This is a genomic window from Halobiforma lacisalsi AJ5, from assembly GCF_000226975.2.
Lineage (GTDB): Archaea > Halobacteriota > Halobacteria > Halobacteriales > Natrialbaceae > Natronobacterium > Natronobacterium lacisalsi.
In genome coordinates this window covers 1,074,564-1,100,613 of record NZ_CP019285.1, presented here as the reverse complement: position 1 = coordinate 1,100,613, position 26,050 = coordinate 1,074,564, and the positions used below count along the sequence as shown (strand labels likewise).

Below are 26,050 nucleotides of genomic sequence, written 5' to 3'. Positions count from 1 at the left end.
GCCTGACGTAGGCGTTCCACGCGAAACGAAGGGGCTGCTCTCGAGCGTCGGGTATCGGGTACGAGGTTCGCGAGCGCGAGAGCTACTGGCGATGTGAGCCGACGGTCGACGGCTCGTAGCCGACCGACGGGCGGGCCGACGACCGGTGTCCCGCCGTTCGGATTCGACACTATAAGGCGATGCGACGAGAAAACACCGACCGATGACCACGCTGGCACTCACCGGCGGACGGGTGCTCCGCCCCGACGCGACGGTGATCCGTGCGGACGTACTGATCGACCGGGACCGCGGCGAGATTCTCGAGATCGGTCCCGACCTCGGGGGCGACGCCGTGGAGACCCTCGACGCCTCGGACTCGCTCGTGACGCCCGGCTTCGTCAACGGCCACTGCCACGTCGCGATGAGCCTGCTCCGGGGCTATGCCGACGACAAACCGCTGGACGCCTGGCTGCGCGAGGACATCTGGCCCGCGGAGGGCGAACTGACCGCCGAAGACGTCCGCGTCGGCGCGGAACTCGGCCTGCTCGAGATGATCAAGTCCGGGACAACGGCCTTCGCGGACATGTACTTCCACGTCCCGGAGATCGCCGCCGCCGTCGAGGAGGCCGGCCTCCGCGCCCGCCTCGGCCACGGCGTCGTCACGGTCGCAAAGGACGAGGAGGGGGCCCACGAGGACATGGAGACGAGCCTCGAGGTCGCCGAGGAGTACGACGGCGCGGCCGACGGCCGGATCTCGACGGCGTTCATGCCCCACTCGCTGACGACCGTCGGCGCGGAGTACCTGGAGGAGTACGTCCCGAAGGCCCGCGAGCTCGGCGTGCCGATCCACTATCACGCCAACGAGACCGAAGACGAGGTGACGCCGATTGTCGAAGAGGAGGGCGTCCGGCCGCTTGCCTACGCCGCCGAAAAGGGAATGCTCGAGGCCGAGGACTTCGTCGCCCACGGCGTCCACGTCGACGAGAGCGAGATCGGCCTGCTCGCCGAGGCCGGCACCGGCGTGATCCACTGTCCGGCCTCGAACATGAAACTGGCAAGCGGGATGGCTCCCGTCCAGCGGATGCGCGAGGCGGGCGTCACCGTCGGACTCGGCACCGACGGCGCGGCTTCGAACAACGATCTCTCGATGCTCGACGAGGCCCGGGACGCGGCCATGCTCGGCAAACTCGCCGCCGACGACGCCGCCGCCGTACCGGCCGAGGCCGTCGCCGAACTGCTGACTGCGGGCAGTGCCGACGCTCTCGGCCTCGAGTCGGGGCGACTCGAGGAGGGTGCGCCGGCCGATCTGGCGGTGCTCGACCTGGAAAAAGCACACCTCACGCCCCGCCACGACCTCGTGAGTCACCTGGCCTACGCCGCGGCCGCGGCCGACGTTCGCCACACGATCTGCGACGGGCAGGTGCTCATGCGCGACCGCGAGGTGCTGACCCTCGAGGAGTCGGCCGTCCGGGAACGTGCGCTCGAGGCGGCAGAGGACCTGGCTGCACGAGTGAACCCAACCGAGTGAGCACCCTTCTCCGTCCCATCGTAAACGGAAATAAAACGTTCAGACGTTTTTATAAACGCTTAGAACAGATTTCAATCGCCGTTGACGGATCGAAATTGGGGGTAACTGCCGACCGGGTTTATGCTCCGATCGGTGAACCTTCAGCGTGGATGAAGCGTTATCGACTGCTCGCAACGGCGCTTGCGATCGTCATGGTCCTGTCCGTTCTGGCCCCCGCCGGGACGGTCGCGGCGGACTCGCATGACGATCCCTCCCTCGTGGTATCGGACGACGGTGTGGTCACCGTCACGGCAAACGAAACTCCGGTCGAGAACGCCACCGTCGAGGTGGAACTGGCCGACGACGCGGACGAGAACGCCTCGTACGCGGGCACCGGGACGTATACGACCGACGACGACGGCGAAGTCGAACTTCCCGAGCCCGACGAGACCGTCGAGGTGAACGTCACCGCGTCGACGGACGACGCGACCGTCTCGACGACCGCCGAACTCGAGGGCGATACCGTCGAGGACCTCTCGATCGACGTCGAGCAGGACGACGACGAGGTCGAAATCGAAGTCACCGACGGCGATGGCGATGACGTCGAAAACGTCACCATCGACGTCTCGCTGACCGACGACGAGAACGCCTCCTACGCCGGCACTGGCGAGTACGTCGCCGAGGACGGCGAACTCGAACTCACTGCACCGAACGAGACCGTCGACGTGACGATTACCGCGACCCTCGAGGACGTTTCGGCCACCGAAACCGTCGAACTCGAGGGCGACGCCGTCGAAGAACTCTCGATCGACGTCGAACAGGACGACGACGAGGTCGAAGTAGAGATTACGGATGGCGACGGCGAGGAGGTCGAGAACGCAACCGTCGACGTCGCACTCGCGAACGACGACGAGAACGCCACCTACGCCGGCACTGGCGAGTACGTCGCCGAGGACGGCGAACTCGAACTCACTGCACCGAACGAGACCGTCGACGTGACGATTACCGCAACCCACGAGAACGTCTCCGCCGCCGAGACCGTCGAACTCGAGGGCGACGCGGTCGAGGGCCTCTCGATCGACGTCGAACAGGGTGACGACGAGGTCGAAATCGGAGTCACCGATGGCGGCGAGGACGTCGAGAACGCGACGGTCGACGTCGCGCTCGCGAACGACGACGAGAACACCTCCTACGCCGGGACCGGCGAGTACACGACCGGCGACGACGGCGAGGTCGAACTACCCGCCCCCGAGGAGCCGGTCGAGGTAACGATCACCGCGACGCTCGAGAACGAATCGGCCGAAACGACGGTGACGCTCGGCGGTGACGAAGAAGCGCCCGACAGCTTCGGCGCGCTCGTCTCGGCGTTCGTCTTCGACCAGCAAAACGAGACGGACGGCGGCATCGGCCAGGCGGTCTCGAGTTTCGTCCTCGAGAACAATCCCGGGAACGGGCCCGATGACGACGAACGCGGCCCGCCGGAGCACGCCGGTCCGAACGGTGACGACGACTCCGAACGCGGCCCGCCGGAGGACGTCGGCCCGGACGGTGACGACGATTCCGAACGTGGCCCGCCGGAGCACGCCGGTCCGAACGGTGACGACGACGATGAGGACGAAGAAGACGAGGAAGACGAGGAAGACGAGGAAGAGAACGAGGTCGAAGAGGAAGACGATGAGCAGGACGAAGAAGACGATGATGATGACGATGACGATGGGGAAGACGAAGACGATGAAGACGACGAAGATCAGCAAGGTCCGCCGGACCACGCCAGTTCGTAATCCGAACTAAGGCCACGCTATCGTGCGCCTACCGGGCCGCCGTCGCCCGACGGACCGGATCGAATCGCTGTCAGAGGCACGAAACGGAGTCCGTCGCCGACGCCGGCGAAGCCGCCGGCCCCGAATCGAACCGGGTCGACGGCCACCCACAGTTCACCTACCGACGCCGCATCGTTTTCCGTTTTCAGGTAGTCGAACGACTGGGAGCGGTCGCTCCGCGGGAGGGTTTTGTCGGCCGAGACGACGGACGGAAAGAGGACCGCGAGTCGGCCTCCGCCCGTTCTATCCCCGTCCTCCGTCCACGCCCAACGACGACGAGACATCCACGTCTACATCCTCGTCCTCGCCCACATCCACGTCCGCCACCCGTGTCGACCGGCCGTCGGTTCGCTTCGGTACCGTTTTGGCTCCGGTCACACTCTGTCCACCCATGACCGAGAGCGAGGCCGACCGCGGGAGTTCCTACCCGCCGATCAGCGAACAGCTAGACGACCTCGAGTCCGCCCGCGAGGAGGGCCGACGCAAGATGGACTGGGCCGCCCAGCACATGCCCATCCTCGAGTCCGTCCGCGAAGAGTTCGTCGACGACCAGCCGTTCGAGGGCGAGCGTATCGGGATGGCGATGCACGTCGAGGCGAAGACGGCGATGCTCGTCGAGACGCTCGCGGAGGGCGGTGCCGAGGTCGCCGTAACGGGTTGCAACCCGCTCTCGACCCACGACGACGTCTCCGCGGCGCTCGACGCCCACGAGAACATCACCAGCTACGCGAAACGCGGCGTCGACGACGAGGAGTACTACGCCGCGATCGAGGCCGTCATCGCCCACGAGCCGACGATCACGGTCGACGACGGGATGGACCTCGTCGCCGCGATCCACGAGGACTACCCCGAACTGATCGACGGCATCGTCGGCGGCGCGGAGGAGACCACCACCGGCGTCCACCGCCTGCGCGCGATGGACGACGACGGCGCCCTCGAGTACCCCGTCTTCGCCGTCAACGACACGCCGATGAAGCGGCTGTTCGACAACGTCCACGGCACCGGCGAGTCCTCGCTGGCCTCCATCGCGATGACGACGAACCTCTCGTGGGCCGGGAAGAACGTCGTCGTCGCCGGCTACGGCTACTGCGGCAAGGGCGTCGCGAAGAAGGCCGCCGGCCAGAACGCCAACGTCATCGTCACCGAGGTCGAACCCCGCCGCGCCCTCGAGGCCCACATGGAGGGCTACGAGGTCATGCCGATGGACGAGGCCGCCGAAGTCGGCGACGTCTTCCTGACGACGACGGGCAACCGCGACGTCATCGTCGAGGAGCACTTCGAGAAGATGCAGGACGGAGTCCTGCTGGCGAACGCGGGCCACTTCGACATCGAGATCGACCTCGATGCGCTCGACGACCTCGCGGTCGACCGCTACGAGGCCCGCGACGGTGTCGAAGCCTACGAGATGGCCGACGGCCGCCGGCTGAACGTCATCGCCGAGGGCCGACTCGTGAACCTCGCCGCGCCGATCTCGCTCGGCCACCCCGTCGAGGTCATGGACCAGAGCTTCGGCGTGCAGGCCGTCTGTGTGCGGGAGATGCTCGAGAACGGCGACGAGTACGATGCGGGCGTCCACGAGGTACCCGACGAACTCGACCGCGAGATCGCGGAGATCAAACTCGAGGCCGAGGGCGTCGAGTACGACTCCCTGACGGACACCCAGCGCGAGTACATGGACTCCTGGGATCACGGGACGTAACGACGGACCGACAAAATTCGAGCGTCACGGGCCGGGAATCGCTCACCCCTGAGCCCGACAGGCTCGAGAACGCTCCCGAGTAGCTGGCGGGCTTATTCTTTCGTTTCTCCTTGCTCGAGCGCATCCACGGCGAACACGAGCGTGCCGTCCTCGAGGCCGTCGATACGAACCGTCGCCTCGAAGTCGGCACCGTCAGGTCGTCGTCCGGTCGCCGTCCCGCTCCAGCGCCAGCCGTCCTCGACGGTTGGGATCGCGGTCTCCTCGAGGCGGTCGACCGCCGTCGGGGCGAACAGGTCCTGCCACGGACGGCCGACGAGCGCGTCCCGATCGGCGCCGAGCTGGACGGTAAACGCGCGGTTCGCGAACTCGATCGTCCCGTCCGGGGCGACGATCGCGATCGCGTCGCCGGCCAGTTCGAGGCCCGAGACCGACCGGTGTGAGAGCGCCGAGAGCCGCCGCCGCTCGACGAGCCGGGGGAGTCGGTGGGACAGGCGGTCACGGAGTCGACTCGGATCGGCTGCGACGACGACGGCCGCCCACCGGTACTCGCTCGCCACGTCCCGTAACTCGGGGCTCCGACCCGGCTCCGTCGTCACGAACAGCACCGGGAGCGTCCCGAGACGGCGCGCTCGCTCGAGGACGGCCGTCGGCTCGGCGGACGCGAGCGGGTACTGACAGACGAGACAGTCGACGCCGTCGATGGACTCGGCAGCCGAAAGCGAGGGCGTGGTTCGTAGTCGGACTCGCTCCTCGCGGTCGCGGTCGGGGTCGGGGTCGGGGCCGGGGCCGTCCTCGGAGTCTGGATCGCGCGTCCAGTGTACCTCGAGCGGCTCGATCGACTCGACGAACGCCTCGGTACCGAGGGCGAGCACCTCGAGGGATTCCGAAGCAACGCGTTGATCGCGGAACGTGCCGGTTATCGACGGTGATGCCATCGGTGATGTCGTGGAAGCGCAGCGCTCGTGGGCCGGGGCGCGGGACCGGACGGCGCTCGCTTACACCGGCTCATGGACGGTTCCGTCGACCGAGATGGTACCGTCCCCCCGAACTTCGACCGAATGTCCCTCGTACTCGAAGGAGACGGCGGCGAACGCGTCCGACTCGTCCCGGAATAGCTGGTCGAGTGCCTCGGGGTCGACTACCTCGTACAGCGGATCGAGTTCGAGCGGGTCGGTACCGGTCGTGGATGCGAGCGCGTCGATGACGCGGAGACTGGGCGAATCGTTGTGGTGGTCCAGAGCGGATTCTACCATCTTACTCCACCGAAGGCGAGGAAGGGGCATTTCCCTGTTTACTATATGCGTTCGGTCGTCGGCCGGCGGACGCTACATGTATAGCCCCGGACCCGGTCCAAACGACGTCGAGTGCACGACGGCGAGCGAGCATTCCTGCCGCTGGATACCGGTTGCGGTCGGTCCGGCGGTCGAGAACGCACCCAACATATAATCGCTGACACTGTGTATTGCGGGTATGTGCCACGGTTCGACCCCGCACCTCGCGATCGGTCCCGGATCGCGGCTCCGTAACGACCGATCCGCGCGATCCGCGAGACCCGGTCGGTTCGGCCGGGACTGGTGGTGGCTCGCGGCGACTGTCGCCCTCGCGGCGGTCGCGGTCGTCGGGGGCCTCGAGTCGACGCCGGCCGTCGACCTCCACCGGTTCGTCGCGATCGGTCCGGCCCTCCCGTTTCCAGCGCTCCCGGCGGTGCTCGGGCTCGCCGCCGGCGGCAGCGATCGATTCGGCCCCCTCGAGCGCCTCACTGACGACGTCAGAACGGTCTCCGACGCGCTCGAGGACGCCGAGAGCGTCGCGGACGCGGAGCGGCGGTTTCCGGCGGTCGACGCCGAACTCGAGCGGGACGACGAACTCGGCGAGCTGTCGGCGGCGGTCGACGACCTCGCGGCCGTCCTCGACGAACGGGTCGAGCAACTGGCCGCGAACGAACGCTCCGGGGAGGCGCTCGACCGGATCGCGTCCGATGCCGACCTCGAGCCCGAAGAGACGATCCGGCGGCTCCTCGAGGTCGGTCGCGAACGGCTGGGCGTCGAGGCAGGGTTCGTCGTGCGACGGGATCCCGACCGGGGCCGCTACGAGGTGCTGATCGCGGAGGGGAGCGAGGTCGTTCCCGAGGGCGCACACGCGCCGATCGAACGGGAACACGGCGGCGAACCCGGCGACTGCACCGGCGGGACCGTCGAATTCACCGACGGTACCGGGGCCGAACTCGAGGTCACCGACGGGGCCCACCCTATCTGCGGAGCCTGGGACGACCGAGGAGTAGAGTGGGCGGCCGGCGGGCGGATCGACGTCGACGGGGAACCCTACGGGACGGTCTGTTTCGTCGATCGCGAGCCACGCGAAGCGCCGTTTACCGGGATCGAACGAACGTTCGTCGACCGCGTTCGGCGGCGGTTGAGCCACGTCCTCGAGCGCCGGGAGTACGTGCGAGAGCTTCGGCTCAAGACCCGGACGCTCGAGTACGCCCCGATCGGTGTCACGATCACGGACCCCGACGAGCCGGACAATCCCATCGTCTACGCCAACGAGGAGTTCGAGCGGCTAACGGGGTACTCGCCGGCGGAGTACCTCGGGCGAAACTGCCGGTTCCTCCAGGGTGAGGAGACCGATCCCGAGCGGATCGGCGAACTACGCGAGGCCGTCGAGGCCGCGGAGCAGACGACCGTCGAACTTCGCAACTATCGGGCGGACGGGACGCCGTTCTGGAACCGGGTGACGGTCACCCCGCTCGAGGACGAGGACGGGGCTGTCACCCACTTCGTCGGGTTCCAGGAGGACGTCACCGAGCGCAAGCGCCGCGACCGCGAGCTTCGCGAGCGGGAGCAGGAACTGTCGACGCTGATGGACAACGTCCCCGGGATGGTCTATCGGTGTCGAAACGAGCCCGACTGGCCGTTCGAGTTCGTCAGCGGTGGTGCCGAGGAGATCACCGGCTACGAGCCCGCGGAACTGGTCGAAGGCGACGTCAACTGGGGACGGGACGTCCTGGTCGAGAACCGGGACGATCTCTGGGACGACGTCCAGCGTGCGCTCGAGAACCGGGAACCGTACCGGGTGACGTACCGGATCGAGACCGCGGACGGCGAGCGCCGGTGGCTGAGCGAACAGGGGCGGGGCGTGTTCGACGAGGACGGCCAACTCGCCCACCTCGAGGGCGCGATCGTCGACATCACCGAGCAGGTCGAGAACGAACGGGCGCTCGAGCGGACCCGCGGACTGCTCGAGCAGGCCCAGCGGATCGCTGGCGTGGGCGGCTGGGAACTCGACGTTCGGGAGGACGAACACGAGGTGACGTGGACCGAGGAGACGGCACGGATCCACGGGCTCCCGCCCGGGACCGTCGCCGACCTCGAGCGCGGGTTCGAGGGCCTGCTCGACTACTACCACCCGGAGGACCGACCGCAACTCGAGGACGCGATCGAACGGGCGATCGAAGACGGCGAGCCGTACGACCTCGAACTGCGGTTGATCCGGGCCGACGGCGAACAGCGATGGGTGCGGACGATCGGGGAGCCGATCGCCGACTGCGATCGTGGAACTGCGGCGCGGAGCCGATCCGACGATCACGACGGGGGCGTCGTGAAGGGAGACGTCGACGCCGTTCGCGGGTCCATCCAGGACATCACCGCCCAGAAGGAACGCGAACACGACTTAGAGCGTACCCGGGCCTTCCTCGAGCGGATCCAGAAGCTGGCCGACATCGGCGGCTGGGAACTCGACATGCGGACCGATCCGCGGACGCCGACCTGGACGGACGAGCTGTTCCGGCTCCACGGCATGCCCCGCGAGGACGAACCCGACCTGTGGGAAGCGATCGACCAGTACCACCCGGACGACCGGCCGAAGGTCCGCGAAGCCCTCGAGTCGGCCATCGAAAGCGAGACGATCTACGACCTCGAGGCGCGGCTACAGCCGGAGCCGGGCGAGATCAGGTGGGTCCGCGGATTCGGCGCGCCGATCTTCGAGGACGGCGAACTCGTCAAGTATCAGGGCGCGCTCCAGGACATCACCGACCGGAAGGAACGGGAACTCGCCCTCGAGTCGCTCCACGAGGTGGCCAGAGGCCTGCTCGGCACGGAGACGGTCGAGGACGTCGCGGAGCTGGTCGTCGAGGCCACCGACGACCTGCTCGACGCGTCGGGGGTCGCCCTCTACGGGCTCGACCCCGACGTCAACCGGCTCGTCCCGATCGCACACACCGAGGCGTATGGCCGGCTCTCGAGCGACGATCCGTCGGCCGCCGTCGGGAACGGCGATTCGGTCCTCTGGAACGCATTCGTCACGGGTGCACAGACCGTCGTCGACGACGCGGCCGCGTTCGACCGCTCCGAGGCCTTCGAGACGGGCGTCGAGACCGCCGTCGTCGTCCCCATCGGCGACCACGGCGTGTTCGCGGTCGCCTCCGACGGAGAGCCGATCGACGTCGAGGCCCGGCGGCTGATCGAGACCCTGGGCGCGACGACCGAAGCCGCGCTCGACCGCCTCGAGAGCGAGGCCAACCTGCGGGAACGCGACGCGGAACTCGAGGCGCGCAACCGTCGGCTGCGACGTCAGATCACGATCAACGAGACCATCAGGCGGATCAACCAGTCGCTGATCGGCGCGACGAGCCGGGCCGAGATCGAACGCACCGTCCCCGAACAACTGGTCGCGGTCGAGGAGGTCGCGTTCGCCTGGATCGGCCGGCCGGGGCCGGACGGCGAGTCCCTCGAACCCCGTGGGTGGGCCGGCGACGGCGAGGAGTACCTCGATCTCGTTTCGCTCGATGCGGCGGGGGCCGGCGACGGGGACGGGGACGGATCGATCCCCCCGGCCGTCAGAACCGCCAGCAGCGAGGGGACGACCGTCGTCGAGAACGTCGTCGAAGACCTCCAGCGCGAATCCTGGCGCAAGCGCGCCCTCGAGGCCGGGTTCCAGTCGGTCATCGGCGTCCCGCTGGCCGTCGAGGACTACTCCTACGGCGTACTGACGGTGTACGCGACCGAGCCGGACGCGTTCACCGACCTCGAGCGGACGGTATTCGCCGAACTCGGCGAGGCCATCGCGAACGCGATCACGGCGACGAAGACCCGCGAGGCGCTGCACGCCGAGACGGTCGTCGAACTCACCCTCGAGATGACGGACGCGACCGACGTCCTCTCCCGGATCGCGTCGCTGACGGACGCGCGGGTCGAGTACGAGGGGCTCGGCACCCACTCTGACTCCGGCGAGGAGGCGCTGCTGTTCTTCGAGACCCGCGGTGCAGACCCCGACGCGGTCGCCGCGGTCCTCGAGGACCTCGTATCGGTGTCGGAGTATCGACTGCTCAGCACCGGAGGTGACGACGGCGACGGGAACGGCGACGAGGACGGTGGTGAAGACCGGGACGAAAGCGACCCCGACGCGAACCGCTGCCGCTTCGAAGCGCTCGTCACCGGCCCCGTCATCGCCTCGCGGCTGGTCCGCCACGGCGGCAGCCCCCGGTCGATCCTGGCCGACGGCGACGAAACGGTCGTCACCGTCGACGTCCCCGCCGGCACCGACGTCCGCGAGTTCGTCGAGACGCTCGCCGACCACACCGGCGACGCCGAACTCCGGCGTCGTCGCCACGTCGAACGCGCGCTCCAGACCCGCCGGGAACTCGTTACCTCGCTGTTCGACGCCTTGACCGATCGCCAGCTCGAGGTACTCCGGACGGCCTACTTCGCGGGGTTCTTCGAGTGGCCCCGGGAGAGTACCGGCCAGGAGGTCGCCGAGGCGCTGGGGGTGAGCCAGCCGACGGTCAACCGCCACCTCCGGATCGGCCAGCAACGCCTGTTACGACAGCTGTTTGAAGACGGTACGGTCGCGGTCGGCGAGTAGCGAGGTCTCGCCGCCCGCGGGTGTTGACGAGCGTGACGGACGATCCGCTACGGAGCCGGCCCCGTCGCCCGACACAGGAACGCCCAAAAGGCCAGTTCCCGTAGGGACGTGCATGGAAACCCCCTCGACGTCGACGTCCTCCTACCAGCGCGACGACGGGCCGGTACGGGCGACGCTCGTCGGCATCGGTCTGACCGTGTTCGGACTCCTCATGGCCAACGTCTTGACGACGCCGGCGTTCCTGTTCGATCCCGCCCTGCTCGAGGGGCTCGGGAACGGCTCGATCGCGGGCCGGACCCTCGCGCTGATCCTGAACTTCGTCGGAATGTTCCTGGCCGGCCTGCTCTACCTGCTGGCGACCGGTCGCGGGGTGGCGTGGATCGACCTGCGGATCCCGTCCCGGCGCGACTGGAAGTACATCGTCGCCGGCGGCGTCGGCAGTCTCCTCTTCCTGTTCGCGTTCAACATCGTCTCCACCCTGCTCGAGGTGTCGGCCGCGGACAGCCAGATAATGGAGATCATCGGTGGAGACCAGACGATGATCCTGATCATGATCGCTATCGTCTTCCTGTTCAACGCGCCGGCCGAGGAGTTCCTCTTCCGGAACGTGATACAGAAGCGGCTGTACGCGGCGTTTACCCGAATGCAGGCGGTCGTCGTGGCGAGCGTCATCTTCGCACTCGTCCACTTCCCCATGTACGTCGCCTTCGCCGACTCCCTCCTCTCGACGCTCGCGTCGCTGACGGTGATGTTCGGCGGCGCGCTCATCTTCGGCTACGTCTACGCGAAGACTGACAACCTCCTCGTCCCGACGGCCGCCCACGCGGTGCTCAACGCCTTCCAGTTCGGCGTCCTCTATCTCGCCATCGAGTACGGTATCGAGGAGGTCCAGGCCGAACCGTCGACGCTGGCCGAGGTCGTCGACGTCGCCTGGACCGTCGCCACAGCCGTGGCGTAGCCCTCGAGTCCCCGACCGCTGTCCGTTCCTTTATTATTCGCCGCCGGTGAGAGGGGTGTATGTCCCACGCGAAGGGCGACCGCCGCGAGCGGGAACTCGTCAACGAACTCGACGAGGCCGGCTTCGCGGTGATGCGAGCGCCCGCCAGCGGCTCCGCGACGGAACGCGAACTCCCCGACGTACTCGCCGGCGACGGCGAGACCTTCTACGCCATCGAGGCGAAATCGAGTTCGGGCGACCCGATCTACCTCTCCGGCGAGGAGGTCGAGGCCCTGACCTACTTCGCGCAGAACTTCGGCGCGAAACCGCGCATCGGCGTCCGGTTCGACCGCGAGGACTGGTACTTTTTCCACCCCGCGGATCTGCACGTCACCGACGGGGGCAACTACCGGGTCAAGAAGGAGACCGCCCTGGCCGACGGCACCGACTTCCCCGAGTTCGTCGGCGACAGCGAGAAGGTCACCCTCGAGGAGGTCGGCGAGGACAGGGGCGACAGCCACGACGAGGACGTCCTCCGGGTTCTGAATGCCGTGAAACAGGGGACGATGGAGATCGAGGAGGCGGCCGACCTGCTCGAGTGACTAACTATCGTCGAGCGTAGTCAACGACGTTACAGCGGTCGTCGACCACGAGTTCGAGGCGCTCTTCCTCGAATTCGAAGCCAAGTTCGAGACGCGGCGGCTCTTCGAGAAGCGCCGCGTCAGGGTCAAGCAACGGGGTGAGCTCCCAGATGTACGTCGTTCGGGGATCGAGGCCGACGTCGAACAGCGTCGCGACGACGACAGGGTGACCGATCAGTACGATTCCCGCGTTCAGATGTGTCACGTCGCCACACTCCCGACACTCGAACGTGACGTCCAGATCCGGGTTGTGAGCGACCGGTTCGCGTGCCGACGCCGCGGTAAGCATTGCCTCGACCCGCCCCCGACACAGTTTGCAGAGGCCGCGATTCAACGCCTGGACGCGCAGTCGGAGATGATCGTTGATCGCACGCGGGACCGCTGGTGCCTCGTGGCTCGCGAGAACGACGGGCGGGACCGGCAGCCGAAAAATAAAGCTCCCACAGGCCTCACACTCGAGGATACAGTGACCGTCCTCGTACCGGATCGTCACGGCCTCGTCACAGAATAGGCAGGAGCCGGCTTCGATGGTCTCGGCCTCGAGGCGGTCAGCAGCGGTGTAACGTCCGGAGAGGACTGCCCCGATCACGTCTCGACCGGCAAAGGTGAGGGCGTAGCCGCTGTCGGCGGTCCGGACGAATGCCGGCGTCAGCCTGTCGAGGTGGTAACTGAACTTCCCCGAGTCGCGGGTGTCGACCTGTTTGAACAGGTCAGAAAACGCGAGTGTGTCCGACTCGGCCTCCCAGAGCCGCTGGAGAATCTCGAGTCGGAGTTCGTGTGCCAATAGCTCGAAGACATCCTCGAGTTCGCTCGCTACCGGACCGTGTTCCGACACGGCGGAGAACACGTCGCGGAAGCTCATTAAGAGTTCTGGAGCGAGTCTACGCGGCAAAAGTGTCAATATTTCAACTTAAATACAGCTCAGATGACACTTATCGTCGATCAGGGCCGAGATGTCGCCATGGATTCGATCTCGAATTATCTGCGGGCGGTATTGTATGGGAGCCGAAATGATCGTCCGCGAGCGCTCTGGCGCGGGCTGGTTCCGTTTCTGGTCATGCTCGGACTGACGTTCGTCGGGATGACGGTGTACGTCTCAGTTGTGGGATCGGTCGTCCGGGCCTGGGACCTGCCCTTCACCAGAAGCCACGACCTGTTCGTAGTGGGACTCATCGCGCTGGGGAGTTTCGGAGCGGCATTCCGGCTAGCAAAGCGTATCGATCGCCGGGAGTACGTGGAGTACGGACTCGAGAACTCGTGCTCCTGGTGGACCGATCTCGTCGGCGGACTCCTGATCGGGTTCGGGATGGCTGCGATTCCGTCGATCGTCGGCGTCGCGCTTGGCTACGGAGAGGTGACAGAGGTTTTTCGAGCCGCCGGCGGCACCGGTGTAGTGGTACTAGGCGCGTTCTCGCTGTTCGGCCTGCTCGTCAACGTCGTCGGTGAAGAACTCCTTTTTCGGAGCGTCATGCTCCAGAACTTCGCCGAGGGGATGGCTACCCGGTCGTACCCGACGACGGGCGCAGTGACGGTCGCCCTCGTGGGCAGTAGCGTCGTGTTCGGTCTGTATCATATCGTCTTCCAGGGCGGTGGCGGGTACGAGGGCCGCAGTCTCGCGCTCGTGATCTCGAGTACGCTGTTCGGCCTCGTCTGGGGGGTCGCGTACGTGTCCACCGGAAAGATAGCACTCCCGCTCGGGATGCACCTCGGATACAACGTGACGAATGGACTCGTGCTCTCTATCCCGCCGATGGCCGCGGATGCCACACTTCCGACGTTGGTCGTGGTCGGAGCGATCGAGGAATGGTTCTGGGAGTCGTACGCACTCGTCGCCCTCCGAACGATCGTCGTACTCGGGTTGCTCTTCACGTGGCTCCTGGTCGTTCACGGACGCGTTCGAATCGTTGAGGACATCGCTGCCCCCGGCACTACTGGCAGAGCCTCACCGAAAGCGACTGACACCGCCGGTTCAGCTGGCGACGACGATTGATCAGACGGTCGGGACCGCCTCGAGGTCCGCGACCGAAATCGCCTCGTACCGGACGACTGCGTCGAAGCTCTCCAGTGCGAATCGGTCGCCGCTCGTGATCCCACGGGCGTCCCGGTCCTCGAGTTCGTTCGCGACGAACCGATTCGCAACGAGTGCAAGCCGACCCTCGCCGTCTTCGATTTTCGCCTGTGCCTCCTCGAGCAACAGCGCCGCCGTGAAGACGTCGAAGACGTAGTGTGCCAGCCGCTTTGCCGACAGCTGTGCGTACTCGGCGTCCTCGCCGGCGAGCGTCACCAGCGCCGTCTCGAGGTCGTGGAACTCCGATTCGACCGTCTCCGCGGCGTCCTCGAGCGCCGGGTGGGTGACTGACTCGAGTCGCCGCTCGACGGCCTCGCGGAACGGCTCGTGGGCGTCCTCGCGCTCGAGGGCCCGGAGCACGTCAAGCGAGAGGATGTTCTCGGTGCCCTCCCAGATCGGCAGCACCTGGGCGTCCCGCAGGAGGCGGTTGGTGACGAAGTCGTCGACGTAGCCGTTGCCGCCCTGGACCTCCATCGCGTAGGAGGCGGTGTCGACGGCCATCCGCGCGGTGCGGAGTTTGGCGACGGGGATCAGCAGGCGCATGAGCCGATAGGCGTCCTCGGCCCCTTCACCCGCGCTCGCGGTTCCACCGCTCGTGGATTCCGCGGATCGTGGCTCCGCACCCCGCTCGGCACGCTCGCGTTCCGAAAACAGCCGCGCGACCTCGAAGACGAACGCCGTCGCGGCCTCGTGGTCGACGGCCATGTCCACCAGGTCCTCGCGCATCAGCGGATACTGATCGATCGTCTCGCCGAACGCCTCCCGGTTCGCGGCGTGGATCTTGCTCTCGAGCAGCGCCCGGCCCATGATGCCGCAGGAGGCCGCCGCGTTCGACAGCCGCTCCAAGTTCAGCATCTCGGTCATCTCCTTGAAGCCGCGTTCCTCCTCGCCGACGAGATAGGCCTTCGCGCCCTCGAGTTCGACCTCGCCCGTCGGGACGGAGATCGTCCCGAGTTTGTCCTTGAGCCGCCGATAGCGTTGCTCGTTGACCGCATCGGGGTCGAGTGGGCCGTCCTCAAGGCGGTCGCCCTTGGTCCACGGGCCGCCCGCCGCGTCGGGGTCGGCGTGGGGCACGAGGAACATCGAGAGGCCGTCGGTCCCCTCCGGCGCGTCCTCGGTACGGGCCAGCGCGAGCGTCCCCTCGGCGTCGATGTTCGAACAGAACCACTTCTCGCCCGTGAGCCGCCAGCAGTCGGCTTCCTCGTCGTACTCGGCGCGAGTCTCGGTCGCACCGACGTCGCTGCCGCCCTGCTTCTCCGTGAGGAACATCGCGCCCTCGATCACCGCCTCGTAGTCGCGGCTGGTCAGGGCCTCGTAATACTCGGAGAGCGAGCCGTCGTCGAACTTCTCGAGGACGAGCGCCGCGCCCGCCGTCATCGCGACCGGGCAGTCGAAGCCCGGGTCCGCATACGAGAGCAAATACTGCATCGCGAGGTTGTGTGCGAGCGGCATCGGCTCGTCGCGACCCGGCGGAGCCTCGAACGCGTCGGCGACGATCCCGCGATCGTACGCGAGGCGCTCGGTCTCGAGCAGTTCCGCGGGGTATCGGACGCGGTTCACGACGTCGCCGTGTTTGTCGTAGGTCTCGAGTTCGGGGCCGTGGTCGTCGACGTAGTCGGCGTTGTCGGCGACCGTGTGGCCGACGACGTCGCCGAACTCCGAGAGGCGGGGCTCGGCCCACGCGAACTCGTCGGCGGCGTAGATCCGACGGAGTTCGCGCCGGATAGCGCGATCGAGGTCCCAGTAGTTGACGTGCCGTCCCTCCTCGAACTCGCCGTAGTCGATGGCCGAACCCATACCGTGGTAATCCCCCACGAACGCCGATAAAACCGGGGTAAACAAACGCCACGTCGGTGTTCACCCGTTTTTCCGTGCGGTCGACCGCCTCGACCCATGCGGGAAACGCTCATGGTTCCCGCCGTCGTCTGCTTCCCTATGACTTCGGACGACCGAACGATCGTCGAAGACGTCATGTCCACGCCGCTCGAGACGATCGCGGCGGACGCGACGGTGATGGAAGCGACCCGCCGGATGCGGGAGAAAGACATCAACGCGCTCGTGGTCCGGACCACCCCGCGGGCGATAATCAGCAGTACCGACGTACTCGATGCCGTCTCGGAAGGGAAGGATCCCACGGGCCTCGAGGTCGCGGACGTGATGACGACCGACGTCGAGACCGCCGCGCCGGACCTCTACATGGAGGAGGTCGCTGCGATGATGACTACCTACGGGATCAAACACCTCCCGGTCGTCGACGACGACTACGTGGGGATGGTCTCTTCGACGGACGTCACCGCGCACCTCTCGTAGGCGCGGCTACCGCTGGCCGTCCGTATCTGCGGCCTTCTCGAGTCGCGTCCGCGGGAAGACGTAGACCTTCAGCGACGAGGGGACGACGCCGTTGGATTTAACGTTTGCATGCGGGTAGACCGCGCCGACGACCGGCACGTCGGGGTCGTAGTCCTCGTTCGTCCAGTAGTCGGCGACGGTCCGGTCGGCCGCCGGGATCTCGACCGCGTCGGCCCGGTACTCCGAGACATCGACGACGGTGAGCCGATCGCCCGTCTCGCGGTCGACGACGGGAGCGCCCGGGTAGATCGCGTGCTCGTCGCAGTAGGCCGGTTCGATCGCCTCGTCCTCGTCGACGAACACCGGCGCGTCGCAGTCGTGACACTCCAGCGCGATCTCGCCCGGCGGCGGCGTGCGTCCTTCGGTGATCTCGATGGCGACACGACGGACGTGCTTGCACCGACCGCCGCGGAAGACGTGGTCGGGACAGGTACAGCGTCCGGCCTCGAGGTCGACGAGATAGGTGTTGTCGCTGGCGGATTCGACCTCGTAGAGTCCATCGCCCAGCGGGAGCACCGACATCGGTTCGGTGCGGGCCCGGAGCGATCGCTGCTCGAGGCGGTCGACCTCGGGAGACGAGACGGGAAGCGGTGCTTTCGGTGATGCTTTTGTGTTCATGGATGCATCGAGTGTGCTCGCGGACGGTCGGCGGGCTATTCGATTCCGCTAGGGGCTCGAGCCCTATAACGGCCCCGCCGGGTGTTAGCGGGACTGTCCGTCCGGAATTCCGACTTGATCCGATCGGAACGCTCGGGATCGCCTCGGGAAGTTCTAAAGGGAGGACTCCGTTGAATCGGGTATGGGACTGCTGGACGGACTCCGGGCCGCCCTCGGCCTCCGTGCCGAAGCCGACGCGAGCCGCGACGCCGACCCCGACGACCTGTTCGGGATGAGTACCGCCTACCTGACGATGGAGGCCGAACTCGGCTACGAGTCGGCCGACGTCGGCGCGCTGTGTTTCTCCGGCGTCGACTCCCGTAGCTTCCGGGAAACCGTCGACGAGGTCGAAGCCATCCTCGAGGCCGGACAGGAGGAGACCGGCACCGCGTTCTCGGTCTCCGAGGACGATCACGGCTATCACTGGGTCGTCCTCGAGGACGACGACCCCGAGGATCTGATCACGAGCATGCACTTCGCCGCGGACACGTTCATCGAGCACGGCTACGGCTCGCGACTGCTCGCGGCGGTCTTCGCCTACAGGGGGCGTGACGGCCCCGCCTACTGGATCTACTCGTTCCGCAGAGGCGCGTACTACCCCTTCGCGCCCCGGTCCGGCCGGGAACGGGACTCCAGCGCGGAGTTCAAACTCGAGTCGGCGCTTGACGGCGAACTCGAGATCGAACGCGACAAGGAGTACTGGTACCCGCTGTGGCCGAGCGCGAGCGGAACCCATCCCTGGGAGTGAGAAGGAACCAAATTCTTTTGGAAGAGATCGTATTACCCTGGGACCGGAAGGAGGAAGTACGGCAGGACGCCGACGCCACATCATCATCATCATCATCGCTGCGCCATACACAGCGATCTTCGGTGCCTGCCGGGTTTTCCCCCTTCCGTTCCCCCTTCCGCAACGTCCTCTCGAGCCCCGCGGCTCCGCAGTGGCCCGACGACCCCGTACGACGCCGGAGATCCGTTCCATTATACCGATCCGACGAGTAGCCCCGCGCAGTGACGACCTGGGACCAGCACAAGGGCGACGCGCACAACGGGGGCGTCCGTCGCGACCTCGAGGGACCGCTCCGGGTCGAGTCCGCCTGGACCGCCGACCTCGCCGGAGCCGTCGGCTCGCCGGTTCTCGACCGCGACACCGTCTTCGTCGGTACCGAGCGCGGGAACTGGTACGCGCTCGAGCGCGAGAGCGGTCGTCGCCGGTGGGTCTTCGAGACGTCCGGCGGTCCGGCCGCGACGCCGGTCGTGGCGCGCAACCGGGTCTACGTCGCCACCGCGGACGGGACCGTCCACGCGCTCGAGGCTGCGACCGGCGACGAAGCCTGGGCCGCGGCGCTGCCCGGCGCGGACTCGAGTTCGCTCACCGTCGCCGACGGGCGGCTGTACGTCGGCCACACGGCGGGTACGTCCGCGATCGCGCTCGAAAGCGGCGCCGGTAGCGTGCTCGAGGAGCCCGAAGGCGGGACCGCCGAGCCGGGTGAGATCGTCTGGACCCACGGGACCGACGCGCCGGTCGTCGGCCGCCCGGCAGTAGGCGACGGGGGGAACGGCGAAAACCGGTTCGGCGAGCCCGAGAACGCGAACGCGAACGCGAACTCGCTCCCGGACCCGACCGCGAACCCGAGTTCGAGTGCCGAACCCGACGTCGACCTCGAGACCGGGTTCGACGCCGACTTCGACCGCGGTTCGGCGACGTCCCGCGTGTTCGTCGCCGACGAGGACGGGACCGTCCACGCGCTCGCGGCCGCGACCGGCGACGAGGAGTGGACCGCCCCGACCGACGGGGTCGCGACCGGCGGGCCGACGGTCGCCGACGGGCTGGTCTACGTCGCCGACGACGACGGCACGCTGCTCGCGATGGACGCCGACTCCGGCCGGGCGTGGTTCTCCTACGACATCGACGCCGCCTTCACCGGCTCGGCGACGGTGCTGCCCGACGAGGAGACGACGTTCGTCGGCGCGACCGACGGCTACCTCCACGTCACCGACACGTCGTTCGGCCGGCGCAAACTGCGCGGCTGGCTCTTCTCGAAGAAGGGCGTCGGCCTGGACGGCCCGGTCTCCGGGAGCCCGGTCGTCGTCGGCGACGTCGTCTGTGTCGGCGACGAGACCGGCTCGCTGTACGGACTCGACACGGCCGACGACTGCACCCACCTCTGGCACTTCGACACCGGGACCGCCGTGACGGCGACCCCCGCGGTCGGCGACCGACAGCTGTTCGTCGGCACCGAGGACGGCCGCTTCCACTGCCTGATCTGGAGCGACGACGACCGGCGACCGTAGTCAGCCCTGGACCCGAGGCCAGTCTCGACGACCGCCGATCCGCGCCTCTTCCTACCTAAACCCGTTGACCGCCTCACGACGACCAGCGCGCCCTCCGGCACTTTCACTTTCACTTCCCTGTTAACGAGGGTTTATGGGGGGTCCGGCACAACGACGGAGTATGCCCGAAGCAGATCTCGAGGAACTCCCCGGCGTCGGACCGGCAACGGCAGACAAACTTCAGGACGCAGGCTTCGACTCCTTCCAGAGTCTCGCCGTCGCCTCCCCGTCGGAACTGTCGAACACGGCCGACGTCGGCGAGTCCACCGCCGCGGACATCGTCAACGCCGCCCGCGACGCCGCCGACGTCGGCGGCTTCGAGACCGGTTCCACGGTACTCGAGCGGCGGAACAAGATCGGTAAACTGAGCTGGCATATCGACGAGGTCGACGAGCTACTCGGCGGCGGGATCGAGACCCAGTCGATCACCGAAGTGTACGGCGAGTTCGGGTCCGGCAAGTCTCAGGTGACCCACCAGATGGCCGTCAACGTCCAGCTCCCCAAGGAGGTCGGCGGCCTCCACGGGAGCGCGATGTTCATCGACAGCGAGGACACGTTCCGTCCCGAGCGGATCGACGACATGGTTCGGGGCCTCCCGGACGAGGCCATCGAGGCCACCCTCGAGGACCGCGACATCGAGGGGTCGGCCGACGACGAAGAGGCGCTGGACGAACTCGTCGACGCCATCCTCGAGAAGATTCACGTCGCGAAGGCGTTCAACTCCAACCACCAGATGCTGCTGGCCGAGAAAGCCCAGGAACTCGCGAGCGAACACGAGGACTCGGAGTACCCCATCCGCCTGCTCTGTGTCGACTCCCTGACGGCCCACTTCCGTGCCGAGTACGTCGGCCGTGGTGAACTCGCGGACCGCCAGCAGAAGCTCAACAAGCACCTCCACGACCTCGACAAGGTCGGCAACCTCTACAACGCGGCCGTGATCGTCACGAACCAGGTCGCCTCCAACCCCGACTCGTTCTTCGGCGACCCGACCCAGCCGATCGGTGGGAACATCCTCGGCCACAAGTCGACGTTCCGCATCTACCTGCGCAAGTCCAAGGGTGACAAACGGATCGTCCGCCTGGTCGACGCGCCGAACCTCGCCGACGGCGAGGCGGTCATGCGCGTCCAGGACGAGGGGCTGAAGCCGGAGTAACGCGCCTCCAGCACCGCCCGCCCGATCTCCTACTCCTCGAGCGCGAGCGTCTCGAGTGCCGCCCGCCGTTTCTCGGCGACGCTCTCGATCCGATTTTTCTTGTCCTCCGGATCCTCGAGCCCGTCGAGCCAGTAGAGCGCGCTATAGAAAGCCACGAGCCGGCCGATTTCCTCCTCCGCGAGCAGTCCGAGGTCGTCGGCCGCGGACTCGTAGATTATCGGCGGGTCGACCCGAGTCGTGACCCGCTCGTACCCTCCGTCCGCGATCAACTCGTCGAGGTGGTCGTAGGCCCGTAGCTCCTCGGCGAACGCGCGGCGAAGTCGACGGGTGGCGTCCCGCTCACGTTTCCAGTAGAGCAGGTAGGAGCCGGTGGCGGTGGCGATTGCGCCGATGATCGCCCCCAGCACGAAGCCGATGGCGGTCTCGACCATGGACGGACAAGCGTCGCCACCGGGGTAAGCGTGCCCCTGGCGACGGCCGTCGAGCGGGGAGCACCGAAACGGAAGAACAGCGAACGGCGGACCCGGGAGCCGACGTCGGCTAGTCCTCGGTCGTCGTCTTGTCGACGTCGAGTTCGTCCCGGTGGATCTTCGCGCCATCCTGGGCGACCTTCTCCGCCAGGACAGCACACTTGACCCGCATCGGCGAGATGTCGACCCCGAGCATGTCGACGACGTCGTCGCGGTCCATCTCGAGGAGTTCCTCGACGGTCTTGCCCTGGAGTTCCTTCGAGAGCATGCTCGCGGAGGCCTGGCTGATCGCACAGCCGTCACCGGAGAAGGCGACCTGCTTGATGGTCTCCTCGTCGTCGCTTTCGCCGTCTTCCGCGAGTTTTACGTCGATCCGAATCTCGTCGCCGCACATCGGGTTCTCGCCGACGTGGGTGAAGGTGGGATCCTCGAGTTCCCCGTAGTTACGGGGGTTCTTGTAGTGGTCGAGGATCTGCTGTCGGTACATGTCCGAGCCCAGTCCCATTGGTATCTGCGAATAGATCGGTGAGTTGTAAAAGGGTTCCGGGGCCGCCGACGCGCAGATACCGAAATCGGTTACGTAACCCTCTCTTCGATCGGGAGCGCACAAAAAACCGCAACGAGTGCTGTTGCTCGAGGCGGAAGCGGGAACCGGTTGTCTCTCGGTGTGTCGAACGGTTGGTGGCCGATGCCGTTACGTCGACCCCTGGTCGGTCGGGGGGTTGCGGTAGCAGGCGTCGACGATGACGAGCACGCCGATGGTCGCAGCGACCAGCAGTGCCTGCGCCATCGAGAGACTCGCCACGCCGGCGACGACCAGTGCAACCGCGAAAGCGACCGGCACGATCCCGAGCAGGAGGTCGTACCGGTCGGCCGCGGCGAGAACGTCGACCAGGGCGTCGAACGGGTCCCGTTGGGGACGGCCGATGGGTTTCTCGTACATGCGCTCTCACCTCGGCATCGGTCCGTACGAACAGAAGCGGCAAAAACCTACTGCCAGTTTGTTGTTGTTTTCAACGGACGGCCACCGGCGGTCATCGGTCGCCGCGAACCTCCGCGTCGAACCGGGCGACGTACTCCCGGACGAACGACGCGCGCTCGTCGGCGAGTTCGCGCCCGACGTCGGTGTACATCCGCTCGGGCAGGTCGAGGATCTTCTCGTGGATGTGGCCGTACTGGCTCTCGCCCTCCGGGTGGGCCTCCGGCGCGTCGGTCGGAAGGACCGCCGACCCGTGGATCGGCGACCCCATCTCGCCGCCGTAGGAGAACACCCGGGCGATCCCGACCGCGCCGAGGGCGTCGAGGTTGTCGGCGTCCGACAGGAGTTTCGCCTCGAGCGTTTCGGGGTCCGGATCGGTCGAGTACCGGTGGGCCGCGACGCAGTGCCGAACGCGGTCGACGACGTCGGGGTCGGCGCCCAGGTCCTCGAGGATCCGTTCGGCCTCGTCCGCCCCCCAGGCCGCGTGGTCGTCGATCTCGCCGCGGTCCTCCTTCGCGCGGCCGACGTCGTGGAGGAGGACGGCGAGTTTCAGGACCCGTTCGTCGGCGACGGGATCCGGGGAACGGCGTTCGGCGAGCGTCTCCGCGAGGGCCTCCACGCGGCGCACGTGGTTCCAGTCGTGTGCGGGAGGGGCGTCTTCGAAGTACGGGCGAGCACGGCGTCTGACCTGCTCGAGCATGGCGACGGCGTGTTTCGCCGAACGAGAGATAAATGAACCGTTCCGTTGGCGTCCGCACCTCAGTCGCTCGTCGAGGCCGAGTCGCCGCCCTCGTCGGCGACGTCCCGCTCTTGTCGCCGCTCGAGCCTTCGACAGCCGTCGACCAGTTGCTCGGGGATCGCGCCTGCGTTCGCGTACAACGAGTCGAAGACGACCGCGACCTCCTCGAACCGCCGCCCTCGGGACGCCCGGAGCGGCGTTCCCTCCCAGCGGACGTAGTCGTGGCTCTCGAGCATCGGGAGGTGCGTATGCCGGAGTTGGACCTGCAGGTAGTCGTGGTCGACCGAAAGCCGAGGATTGACCGCGGCTTCCGGCAACGGGACCGACTCGTCGTCGGAGACGTCCATGAGTGCGTCAACGAGCTGCCGACGCGGTTCCGCTGCAAGGGCCGTGAACGCACGGTTCCATCGGTGAACGACCCGTTCGGGGTCCCGCTCCCGGTCGAGAGACATACCCGACTATGCCAGAAACACTGTAATAAAAATTAGTGTAAGTATGGGCCGTTCGACGAGCGTCGCCCGCTCCACGGGCTTACGCGAACAACTGCCGTGCGTCGTCCAGCGCCGCGACCAGCCTGTCGACCTCCTCGCGCGTGTTGTAGACGTAGAACGACGCCCGCGTCGATGCCGGAACTCCGAGCTTGTCGTGCAGCGGCTGAGTACAGTGGTCGCCCGCCCGGACCGCGACCGTGTGATCGTTCAGGATCGAGGTCAGGTCGTGGGCGTGGACGCCCTCGAGGTTGAAGCTGACGAGGCCGCCACGATCCGAACCGGCCTCGGGGCCGTAGATCTCGACGTCGCCCTCGCCGTCGAGGCGGTCGTAGGCGTAGGCCGCGAGTTCCTGCTCGTGGGCCCGGATTCGGTCCATGCCGATGTCCTCGAGCCAGTCGATGGCCGCGTGGAGGCCGACGGCCTCCGCGATCGGCGGCGTCCCGGGTTCGAACTTCCAGGGCAGTTCACCCCAGGTCGATTCCTCGAAGGTGACCTTGCGGATCATGCCGCCGCCGTAGAGGTACGGCTCCATCTCCTCGAGCAGTTCCCGCTTTCCGTAGAGAACGCCGATCCCCGTGGGTCCGGCCATCTTGTGCCCCGAGAAGGCGTAGAAGTCGGCGCCGATCTCCGCCACGTCGACCGGCCGGTTGGGGACGGCCTGTGCACCGTCGATGAACGAGAGCGCGCCGTGTTCGTGGGCCAGATCGGTGAGTTCGCCCACCGGGTTGACGGTGCCGAGCGTGTTCGAGACGTGGACCGCCGAGACGATCTCGGTGTCGTCGGTGATCAGTTCGCGGGCGTGGTCCATGTCGAGCCGGCCCGAGTCGTCGATTCGGATGTACTTCACGTCCGCGCCGGTGCGCTTGCCGATCTGTTGCCAGGTCACCAGCGAGGCGTGGTGTTCCATCTCCGTGAGGACGATCTCGTCGCCAGGCTCGAGTTCGTTCAGGCCCCAGGAGTAGGCGAGCAGGTTCTCGCTCTCGGTCGTGTTCTTGGTGAAGATGACCTCCTCGCGGCCGTCCGCGTTGATGAACTCGGCGACGCGGTCGTGGGCCTCCTCGTAGGCGATCGAGGCCTCCTGGCTCAGGTGGTGGATCCCGCGGTGGACGTTCGCGTTGTACTGACGGTAGTAGTCGCTCATCGCGTCGACGACCGGGTCGGGCGTCTGGGTCGTCGCGGCGTTGTCGAGGTAGACGACCTGCTGGCCGTCGAACTCCCGCTGTAGAATGGGGAACTGCTGGCGGATCCCCTCGACGTCGAGCGACTCGAGGTCCTGGGAACTCATTACGTGACTAGCAAGTACCGCACACAAAACACTCCTTCGGTTCCGCCAGATCCCGTCGCTATCACGGACGGCTGGCGGTGTAAGGCGGCCCCGAACGGAACCGTGGTCGAAACCGATTTCGGTTTCGGTTTCGGTTTCCGCTTCTTCTTCGGTCGTATGCGATCAGGCCGACACCTCGAGGATCCGCGCCCCGCAGTCCTCGCAGGTGATCGCGTACACCTGGTGGGAGCGACAGCACGATTCGACGGTTTCCTCGTCGAGCGAGATCGACCCCTCACAGTCCGGACACCGGTCGACGAACGCCCGGAGCCCGCTCGCCAGTTGGCTCCGGTTCTCGAGCGCGAATCGCTCCCAGTCCGGCAGTCGCTCCTCGAGGACCCGGGCTCCGGCCAGGTCCGCGAGCGCGGCGGCCCCCGACTCCCAGCGGGCAACCATACGGCCGTCGACGCGGGCGATCGCATGCTCGTCCGACTCCTCGAGGGCGAGGGAGTCGGGTTCGACCTCGAGGAAGCGCGCGACCTGTCGTTCGCGGTCGCCGTCCCGCAGCGCCTCGAGGTGGGCGTGCCAGTCCGTCTCGACGTCGTCCGTGAGACAGAGGTCGTCCTCGGGCCCGTCGCCGTCGCGTTCCTCGCAGGGGACGACGATCCCGTGCTCGCGGAACTGCCGTTCGGGATCGACGTGGTCGGGACCGTCGACGTCGTCCGGCGCGGCCGCATCCTCGGGCCCGTCGTCGGCCTCGAGCGCCGTCCCGCCGGGTCCGGGGCCGGGGCCGGAGGCCGGCGCTTTGTCGAACTTCGCGAGCACCCAGTCGGGGAAGTACCGTTTCGTCAGCGTCGGCGTCCCGGGAACCAGGTACCCCCGGAAGTAGATCGCTGCGAGCGAGACCGCGAGGACGGCGGGCGCTGCTGGAAGCGAGATCGCCGCGATCCCGAGCGTGAGGACCGCGGCGATCGCGACGTTGACCGCCGTACAGGGGACACACCGGTTCTCGCCCGTGTACTCGGGCTGGCGCAGTCGCTCGAGGGGGCTCGATTCGTTCGAGCGGTCCCGGTTCGACCGTTCGGATCCCATACCCGTGGAGAACAG

At 67.1% G+C, this 26,050-nt stretch carries 23 protein-coding genes; 11 read left to right on the top strand and 12 right to left on the bottom strand.

What is annotated here, in order from left to right; translation table 11 throughout:
* Positions 1–202: 202 nt before the first annotated feature.
* From CHINAEXTREME_RS05190 to CHINAEXTREME_RS05175, 3 genes are all read left to right on the top strand, one after another.
* Positions 203–1,507 (top strand): amidohydrolase, encoded by a 1,305-nt coding sequence (locus CHINAEXTREME_RS05190; protein WP_007141417.1) that lies wholly within the window; start codon positions 203–205, stop codon positions 1,505–1,507.
* Between the two features lie 149 nt (positions 1,508–1,656).
* Positions 1,657–3,267 carry a collagen-like triple helix repeat-containing protein gene (locus CHINAEXTREME_RS05185; protein ID WP_007141416.1) on the top strand — a complete coding sequence of 537 codons (1,611 nt, stop codon included), beginning with the start codon at positions 1,657–1,659 and terminating at the stop codon, positions 3,265–3,267.
* 430 nt (positions 3,268–3,697) lie between these two features.
* Positions 3,698–5,005 (top strand): adenosylhomocysteinase, encoded by a 1,308-nt coding sequence (locus CHINAEXTREME_RS05175; protein ID WP_007141414.1) that lies wholly within the window; start codon positions 3,698–3,700, stop codon positions 5,003–5,005.
* A 92-nt stretch (positions 5,006–5,097) separates the two neighbouring features.
* On the opposite strand, the gene CHINAEXTREME_RS05170 is transcribed toward CHINAEXTREME_RS05175, so the two are convergent.
* Together CHINAEXTREME_RS05170 and CHINAEXTREME_RS05165 are read right to left on the bottom strand one after the other, a co-directional pair.
* Positions 5,098–5,940 (bottom strand): PAS domain-containing protein, encoded by an 843-nt coding sequence (locus CHINAEXTREME_RS05170; protein ID WP_007141413.1) that lies wholly within the window; start codon positions 5,938–5,940, stop codon positions 5,098–5,100.
* 60 nt (positions 5,941–6,000) lie between these two features.
* Entirely contained in the window at positions 6,001–6,258 is a 258-nt protein-coding gene (locus CHINAEXTREME_RS05165; protein WP_007141412.1) for a HalOD1 output domain-containing protein, read from the bottom strand.
* 217 nt (positions 6,259–6,475) lie between these two features.
* On the opposite strand from CHINAEXTREME_RS05165, the gene CHINAEXTREME_RS05160 reads away from it, so the two are divergent.
* From CHINAEXTREME_RS05160 to hjc, 3 genes are all read left to right on the top strand, one after another.
* A complete protein-coding gene (locus tag CHINAEXTREME_RS05160) occupies positions 6,476–10,864 on the top strand; it encodes a PAS domain-containing protein (RefSeq protein WP_007141411.1) in 4,389 nt (1,462 codons plus the stop codon).
* Positions 10,865–10,976: 112 nt separating this feature from the next.
* On the top strand, positions 10,977–11,822 hold the full coding sequence (locus CHINAEXTREME_RS05155; protein WP_007141410.1) for a CPBP family intramembrane glutamic endopeptidase: 846 nt from the start codon (positions 10,977–10,979) through the stop codon (positions 11,820–11,822).
* Between the two features lie 59 nt (positions 11,823–11,881).
* Positions 11,882–12,403, top strand: coding sequence for a Holliday junction resolvase Hjc (hjc, locus tag CHINAEXTREME_RS05150; RefSeq protein ID WP_007141409.1), 522 nt, complete (start codon positions 11,882–11,884; stop codon positions 12,401–12,403).
* 4 nt (positions 12,404–12,407) lie between these two features.
* Here hjc and CHINAEXTREME_RS05145 read toward each other — a convergent pair whose 3' ends face one another.
* A complete protein-coding gene (locus tag CHINAEXTREME_RS05145; protein ID WP_007141408.1) occupies positions 12,408–13,304 on the bottom strand; it encodes a winged helix-turn-helix domain-containing protein in 897 nt (298 codons plus the stop codon).
* Positions 13,305–13,403: 99 nt separating this feature from the next.
* Here CHINAEXTREME_RS05145 and CHINAEXTREME_RS05140 point away from each other — a divergent pair, with 99 nt between their 5' ends.
* On the top strand, positions 13,404–14,432 hold the full coding sequence (locus tag CHINAEXTREME_RS05140; RefSeq protein WP_238593348.1) for a CPBP family intramembrane glutamic endopeptidase: 1,029 nt from the start codon (positions 13,404–13,406) through the stop codon (positions 14,430–14,432).
* On the opposite strand, the gene CHINAEXTREME_RS05135 is transcribed toward CHINAEXTREME_RS05140, so the two are convergent.
* The gene (locus CHINAEXTREME_RS05135) at positions 14,433–16,307 is read right to left on the bottom strand and encodes an acyl-CoA dehydrogenase family protein (RefSeq protein WP_007141406.1); all 1,875 of its coding nucleotides are present in this window, start codon (positions 16,305–16,307) and stop codon (positions 14,433–14,435) included.
* A gap of 138 nt (positions 16,308–16,445) precedes the next feature.
* Here CHINAEXTREME_RS05135 and CHINAEXTREME_RS05130 point away from each other — a divergent pair, with 138 nt between their 5' ends.
* Positions 16,446–16,820, top strand: coding sequence for a CBS domain-containing protein (locus CHINAEXTREME_RS05130; protein ID WP_029601414.1), 375 nt, complete (start codon positions 16,446–16,448; stop codon positions 16,818–16,820).
* Between the two features lie 6 nt (positions 16,821–16,826).
* Here CHINAEXTREME_RS05130 and CHINAEXTREME_RS05125 read toward each other — a convergent pair whose 3' ends face one another.
* The gene (locus CHINAEXTREME_RS05125) at positions 16,827–17,477 is read right to left on the bottom strand and encodes an SWIM zinc finger family protein (protein ID WP_007141404.1); all 651 of its coding nucleotides are present in this window, start codon (positions 17,475–17,477) and stop codon (positions 16,827–16,829) included.
* A 181-nt stretch (positions 17,478–17,658) separates the two neighbouring features.
* Here CHINAEXTREME_RS05125 and pspAB point away from each other — a divergent pair, with 181 nt between their 5' ends.
* From pspAB to radA, 3 genes are all read left to right on the top strand, one after another.
* Positions 17,659–18,264, top strand: coding sequence for a PspA-associated protein PspAB (pspAB, locus tag CHINAEXTREME_RS05120; protein ID WP_007141403.1), 606 nt, complete (start codon positions 17,659–17,661; stop codon positions 18,262–18,264).
* A 260-nt stretch (positions 18,265–18,524) separates the two neighbouring features.
* Positions 18,525–19,808, top strand: coding sequence for an outer membrane protein assembly factor BamB family protein (locus CHINAEXTREME_RS05115; protein ID WP_007141402.1), 1,284 nt, complete (start codon positions 18,525–18,527; stop codon positions 19,806–19,808).
* A gap of 160 nt (positions 19,809–19,968) precedes the next feature.
* Positions 19,969–21,000 (top strand): DNA repair and recombination protein RadA, encoded by a 1,032-nt coding sequence (gene radA, locus CHINAEXTREME_RS05110; protein ID WP_007141401.1) that lies wholly within the window; start codon positions 19,969–19,971, stop codon positions 20,998–21,000.
* 29 nt (positions 21,001–21,029) lie between these two features.
* Here radA and CHINAEXTREME_RS05105 read toward each other — a convergent pair whose 3' ends face one another.
* The 7 genes from CHINAEXTREME_RS05105 to CHINAEXTREME_RS05075 all read right to left on the bottom strand — a co-directional run bounded on the left by CHINAEXTREME_RS05105 (position 21,030) and on the right by CHINAEXTREME_RS05075 (position 26,035).
* Positions 21,030–21,431, bottom strand: a complete 402-nt coding sequence (locus tag CHINAEXTREME_RS05105; protein ID WP_007141400.1) for a hypothetical protein — start codon at positions 21,429–21,431, stop codon at positions 21,030–21,032.
* A 109-nt stretch (positions 21,432–21,540) separates the two neighbouring features.
* The gene (gene sufU / locus CHINAEXTREME_RS05100) at positions 21,541–21,975 is read right to left on the bottom strand and encodes a Fe-S cluster assembly sulfur transfer protein SufU (protein WP_007141399.1); all 435 of its coding nucleotides are present in this window, start codon (positions 21,973–21,975) and stop codon (positions 21,541–21,543) included.
* A 189-nt stretch (positions 21,976–22,164) separates the two neighbouring features.
* Positions 22,165–22,413 carry a hypothetical protein gene (locus CHINAEXTREME_RS05095; protein WP_007141398.1) on the bottom strand — a complete coding sequence of 83 codons (249 nt, stop codon included), beginning with the start codon at positions 22,411–22,413 and terminating at the stop codon, positions 22,165–22,167.
* 91 nt (positions 22,414–22,504) lie between these two features.
* Entirely contained in the window at positions 22,505–23,149 is a 645-nt protein-coding gene (locus tag CHINAEXTREME_RS05090; protein WP_007141397.1) for an HD domain-containing protein, read from the bottom strand.
* Positions 23,150–23,208: 59 nt separating this feature from the next.
* A complete protein-coding gene (locus CHINAEXTREME_RS05085; RefSeq protein WP_007141396.1) occupies positions 23,209–23,640 on the bottom strand; it encodes a hypothetical protein in 432 nt (143 codons plus the stop codon).
* Between the two features lie 79 nt (positions 23,641–23,719).
* Entirely contained in the window at positions 23,720–24,964 is a 1,245-nt protein-coding gene (locus CHINAEXTREME_RS05080; protein ID WP_007141395.1) for an aminotransferase class V-fold PLP-dependent enzyme, read from the bottom strand.
* A 162-nt stretch (positions 24,965–25,126) separates the two neighbouring features.
* Positions 25,127–26,035 (bottom strand): hypothetical protein, encoded by a 909-nt coding sequence (locus CHINAEXTREME_RS05075; RefSeq protein WP_007141394.1) that lies wholly within the window; start codon positions 26,033–26,035, stop codon positions 25,127–25,129.
* Positions 26,036–26,050: the final 15 nt, after the last annotated feature.

Excerpts from the sequence above, each read along its gene's own strand:
- sufU (WP_007141399.1), bottom strand. The coding sequence starts at position 21,975 with ATGGGACTGGGCTCGGACATGTACCGACAGCAGATCCTCGACCACTAC.
- CHINAEXTREME_RS05105 (WP_007141400.1), bottom strand. The coding sequence starts at position 21,431 with ATGGTCGAGACCGCCATCGGCTTCGTGCTGGGGGCGATCATCGGCGCA.
- CHINAEXTREME_RS05125 (WP_007141404.1), bottom strand. The coding sequence starts at position 17,477 with ATGAACACAAAAGCATCACCGAAAGCACCGCTTCCCGTCTCGTCTCCC.
- hjc (WP_007141409.1), top strand. The coding sequence starts at position 11,882 with ATGTCCCACGCGAAGGGCGACCGCCGCGAGCGGGAACTCGTCAACGAA.
- CHINAEXTREME_RS05075 (WP_007141394.1), bottom strand. The coding sequence starts at position 26,035 with ATGGGATCCGAACGGTCGAACCGGGACCGCTCGAACGAATCGAGCCCC.
- CHINAEXTREME_RS05165 (WP_007141412.1), bottom strand. The coding sequence starts at position 6,258 with ATGGTAGAATCCGCTCTGGACCACCACAACGATTCGCCCAGTCTCCGC.
- CHINAEXTREME_RS05140 (WP_238593348.1), top strand. The coding sequence starts at position 13,404 with ATGGATTCGATCTCGAATTATCTGCGGGCGGTATTGTATGGGAGCCGA.
- CHINAEXTREME_RS05090 (WP_007141397.1), bottom strand. The coding sequence starts at position 23,149 with ATGCTCGAGCAGGTCAGACGCCGTGCTCGCCCGTACTTCGAAGACGCC.
- radA (WP_007141401.1), top strand. The coding sequence starts at position 19,969 with ATGCCCGAAGCAGATCTCGAGGAACTCCCCGGCGTCGGACCGGCAACG.
- CHINAEXTREME_RS05185 (WP_007141416.1), top strand. The coding sequence starts at position 1,657 with ATGAAGCGTTATCGACTGCTCGCAACGGCGCTTGCGATCGTCATGGTC.
- CHINAEXTREME_RS05135 (WP_007141406.1), bottom strand. The coding sequence starts at position 16,307 with ATGGGTTCGGCCATCGACTACGGCGAGTTCGAGGAGGGACGGCACGTC.
- CHINAEXTREME_RS05085 (WP_007141396.1), bottom strand. The coding sequence starts at position 23,640 with ATGTCTCTCGACCGGGAGCGGGACCCCGAACGGGTCGTTCACCGATGG.
- CHINAEXTREME_RS05095 (WP_007141398.1), bottom strand. The coding sequence starts at position 22,413 with ATGTACGAGAAACCCATCGGCCGTCCCCAACGGGACCCGTTCGACGCC.
- CHINAEXTREME_RS05145 (WP_007141408.1), bottom strand. The coding sequence starts at position 13,304 with ATGAGCTTCCGCGACGTGTTCTCCGCCGTGTCGGAACACGGTCCGGTA.
- CHINAEXTREME_RS05155 (WP_007141410.1), top strand. The coding sequence starts at position 10,977 with ATGGAAACCCCCTCGACGTCGACGTCCTCCTACCAGCGCGACGACGGG.
- CHINAEXTREME_RS05170 (WP_007141413.1), bottom strand. The coding sequence starts at position 5,940 with ATGGCATCACCGTCGATAACCGGCACGTTCCGCGATCAACGCGTTGCT.
- CHINAEXTREME_RS05130 (WP_029601414.1), top strand. The coding sequence starts at position 16,446 with ATGACTTCGGACGACCGAACGATCGTCGAAGACGTCATGTCCACGCCG.
- CHINAEXTREME_RS05190 (WP_007141417.1), top strand. The coding sequence starts at position 203 with ATGACCACGCTGGCACTCACCGGCGGACGGGTGCTCCGCCCCGACGCG.
- CHINAEXTREME_RS05080 (WP_007141395.1), bottom strand. The coding sequence starts at position 24,964 with ATGAGTTCCCAGGACCTCGAGTCGCTCGACGTCGAGGGGATCCGCCAG.
- CHINAEXTREME_RS05175 (WP_007141414.1), top strand. The coding sequence starts at position 3,698 with ATGACCGAGAGCGAGGCCGACCGCGGGAGTTCCTACCCGCCGATCAGC.
- CHINAEXTREME_RS05160 (WP_007141411.1), top strand. The coding sequence starts at position 6,476 with ATGTGCCACGGTTCGACCCCGCACCTCGCGATCGGTCCCGGATCGCGG.
- pspAB (WP_007141403.1), top strand. The coding sequence starts at position 17,659 with ATGGGACTGCTGGACGGACTCCGGGCCGCCCTCGGCCTCCGTGCCGAA.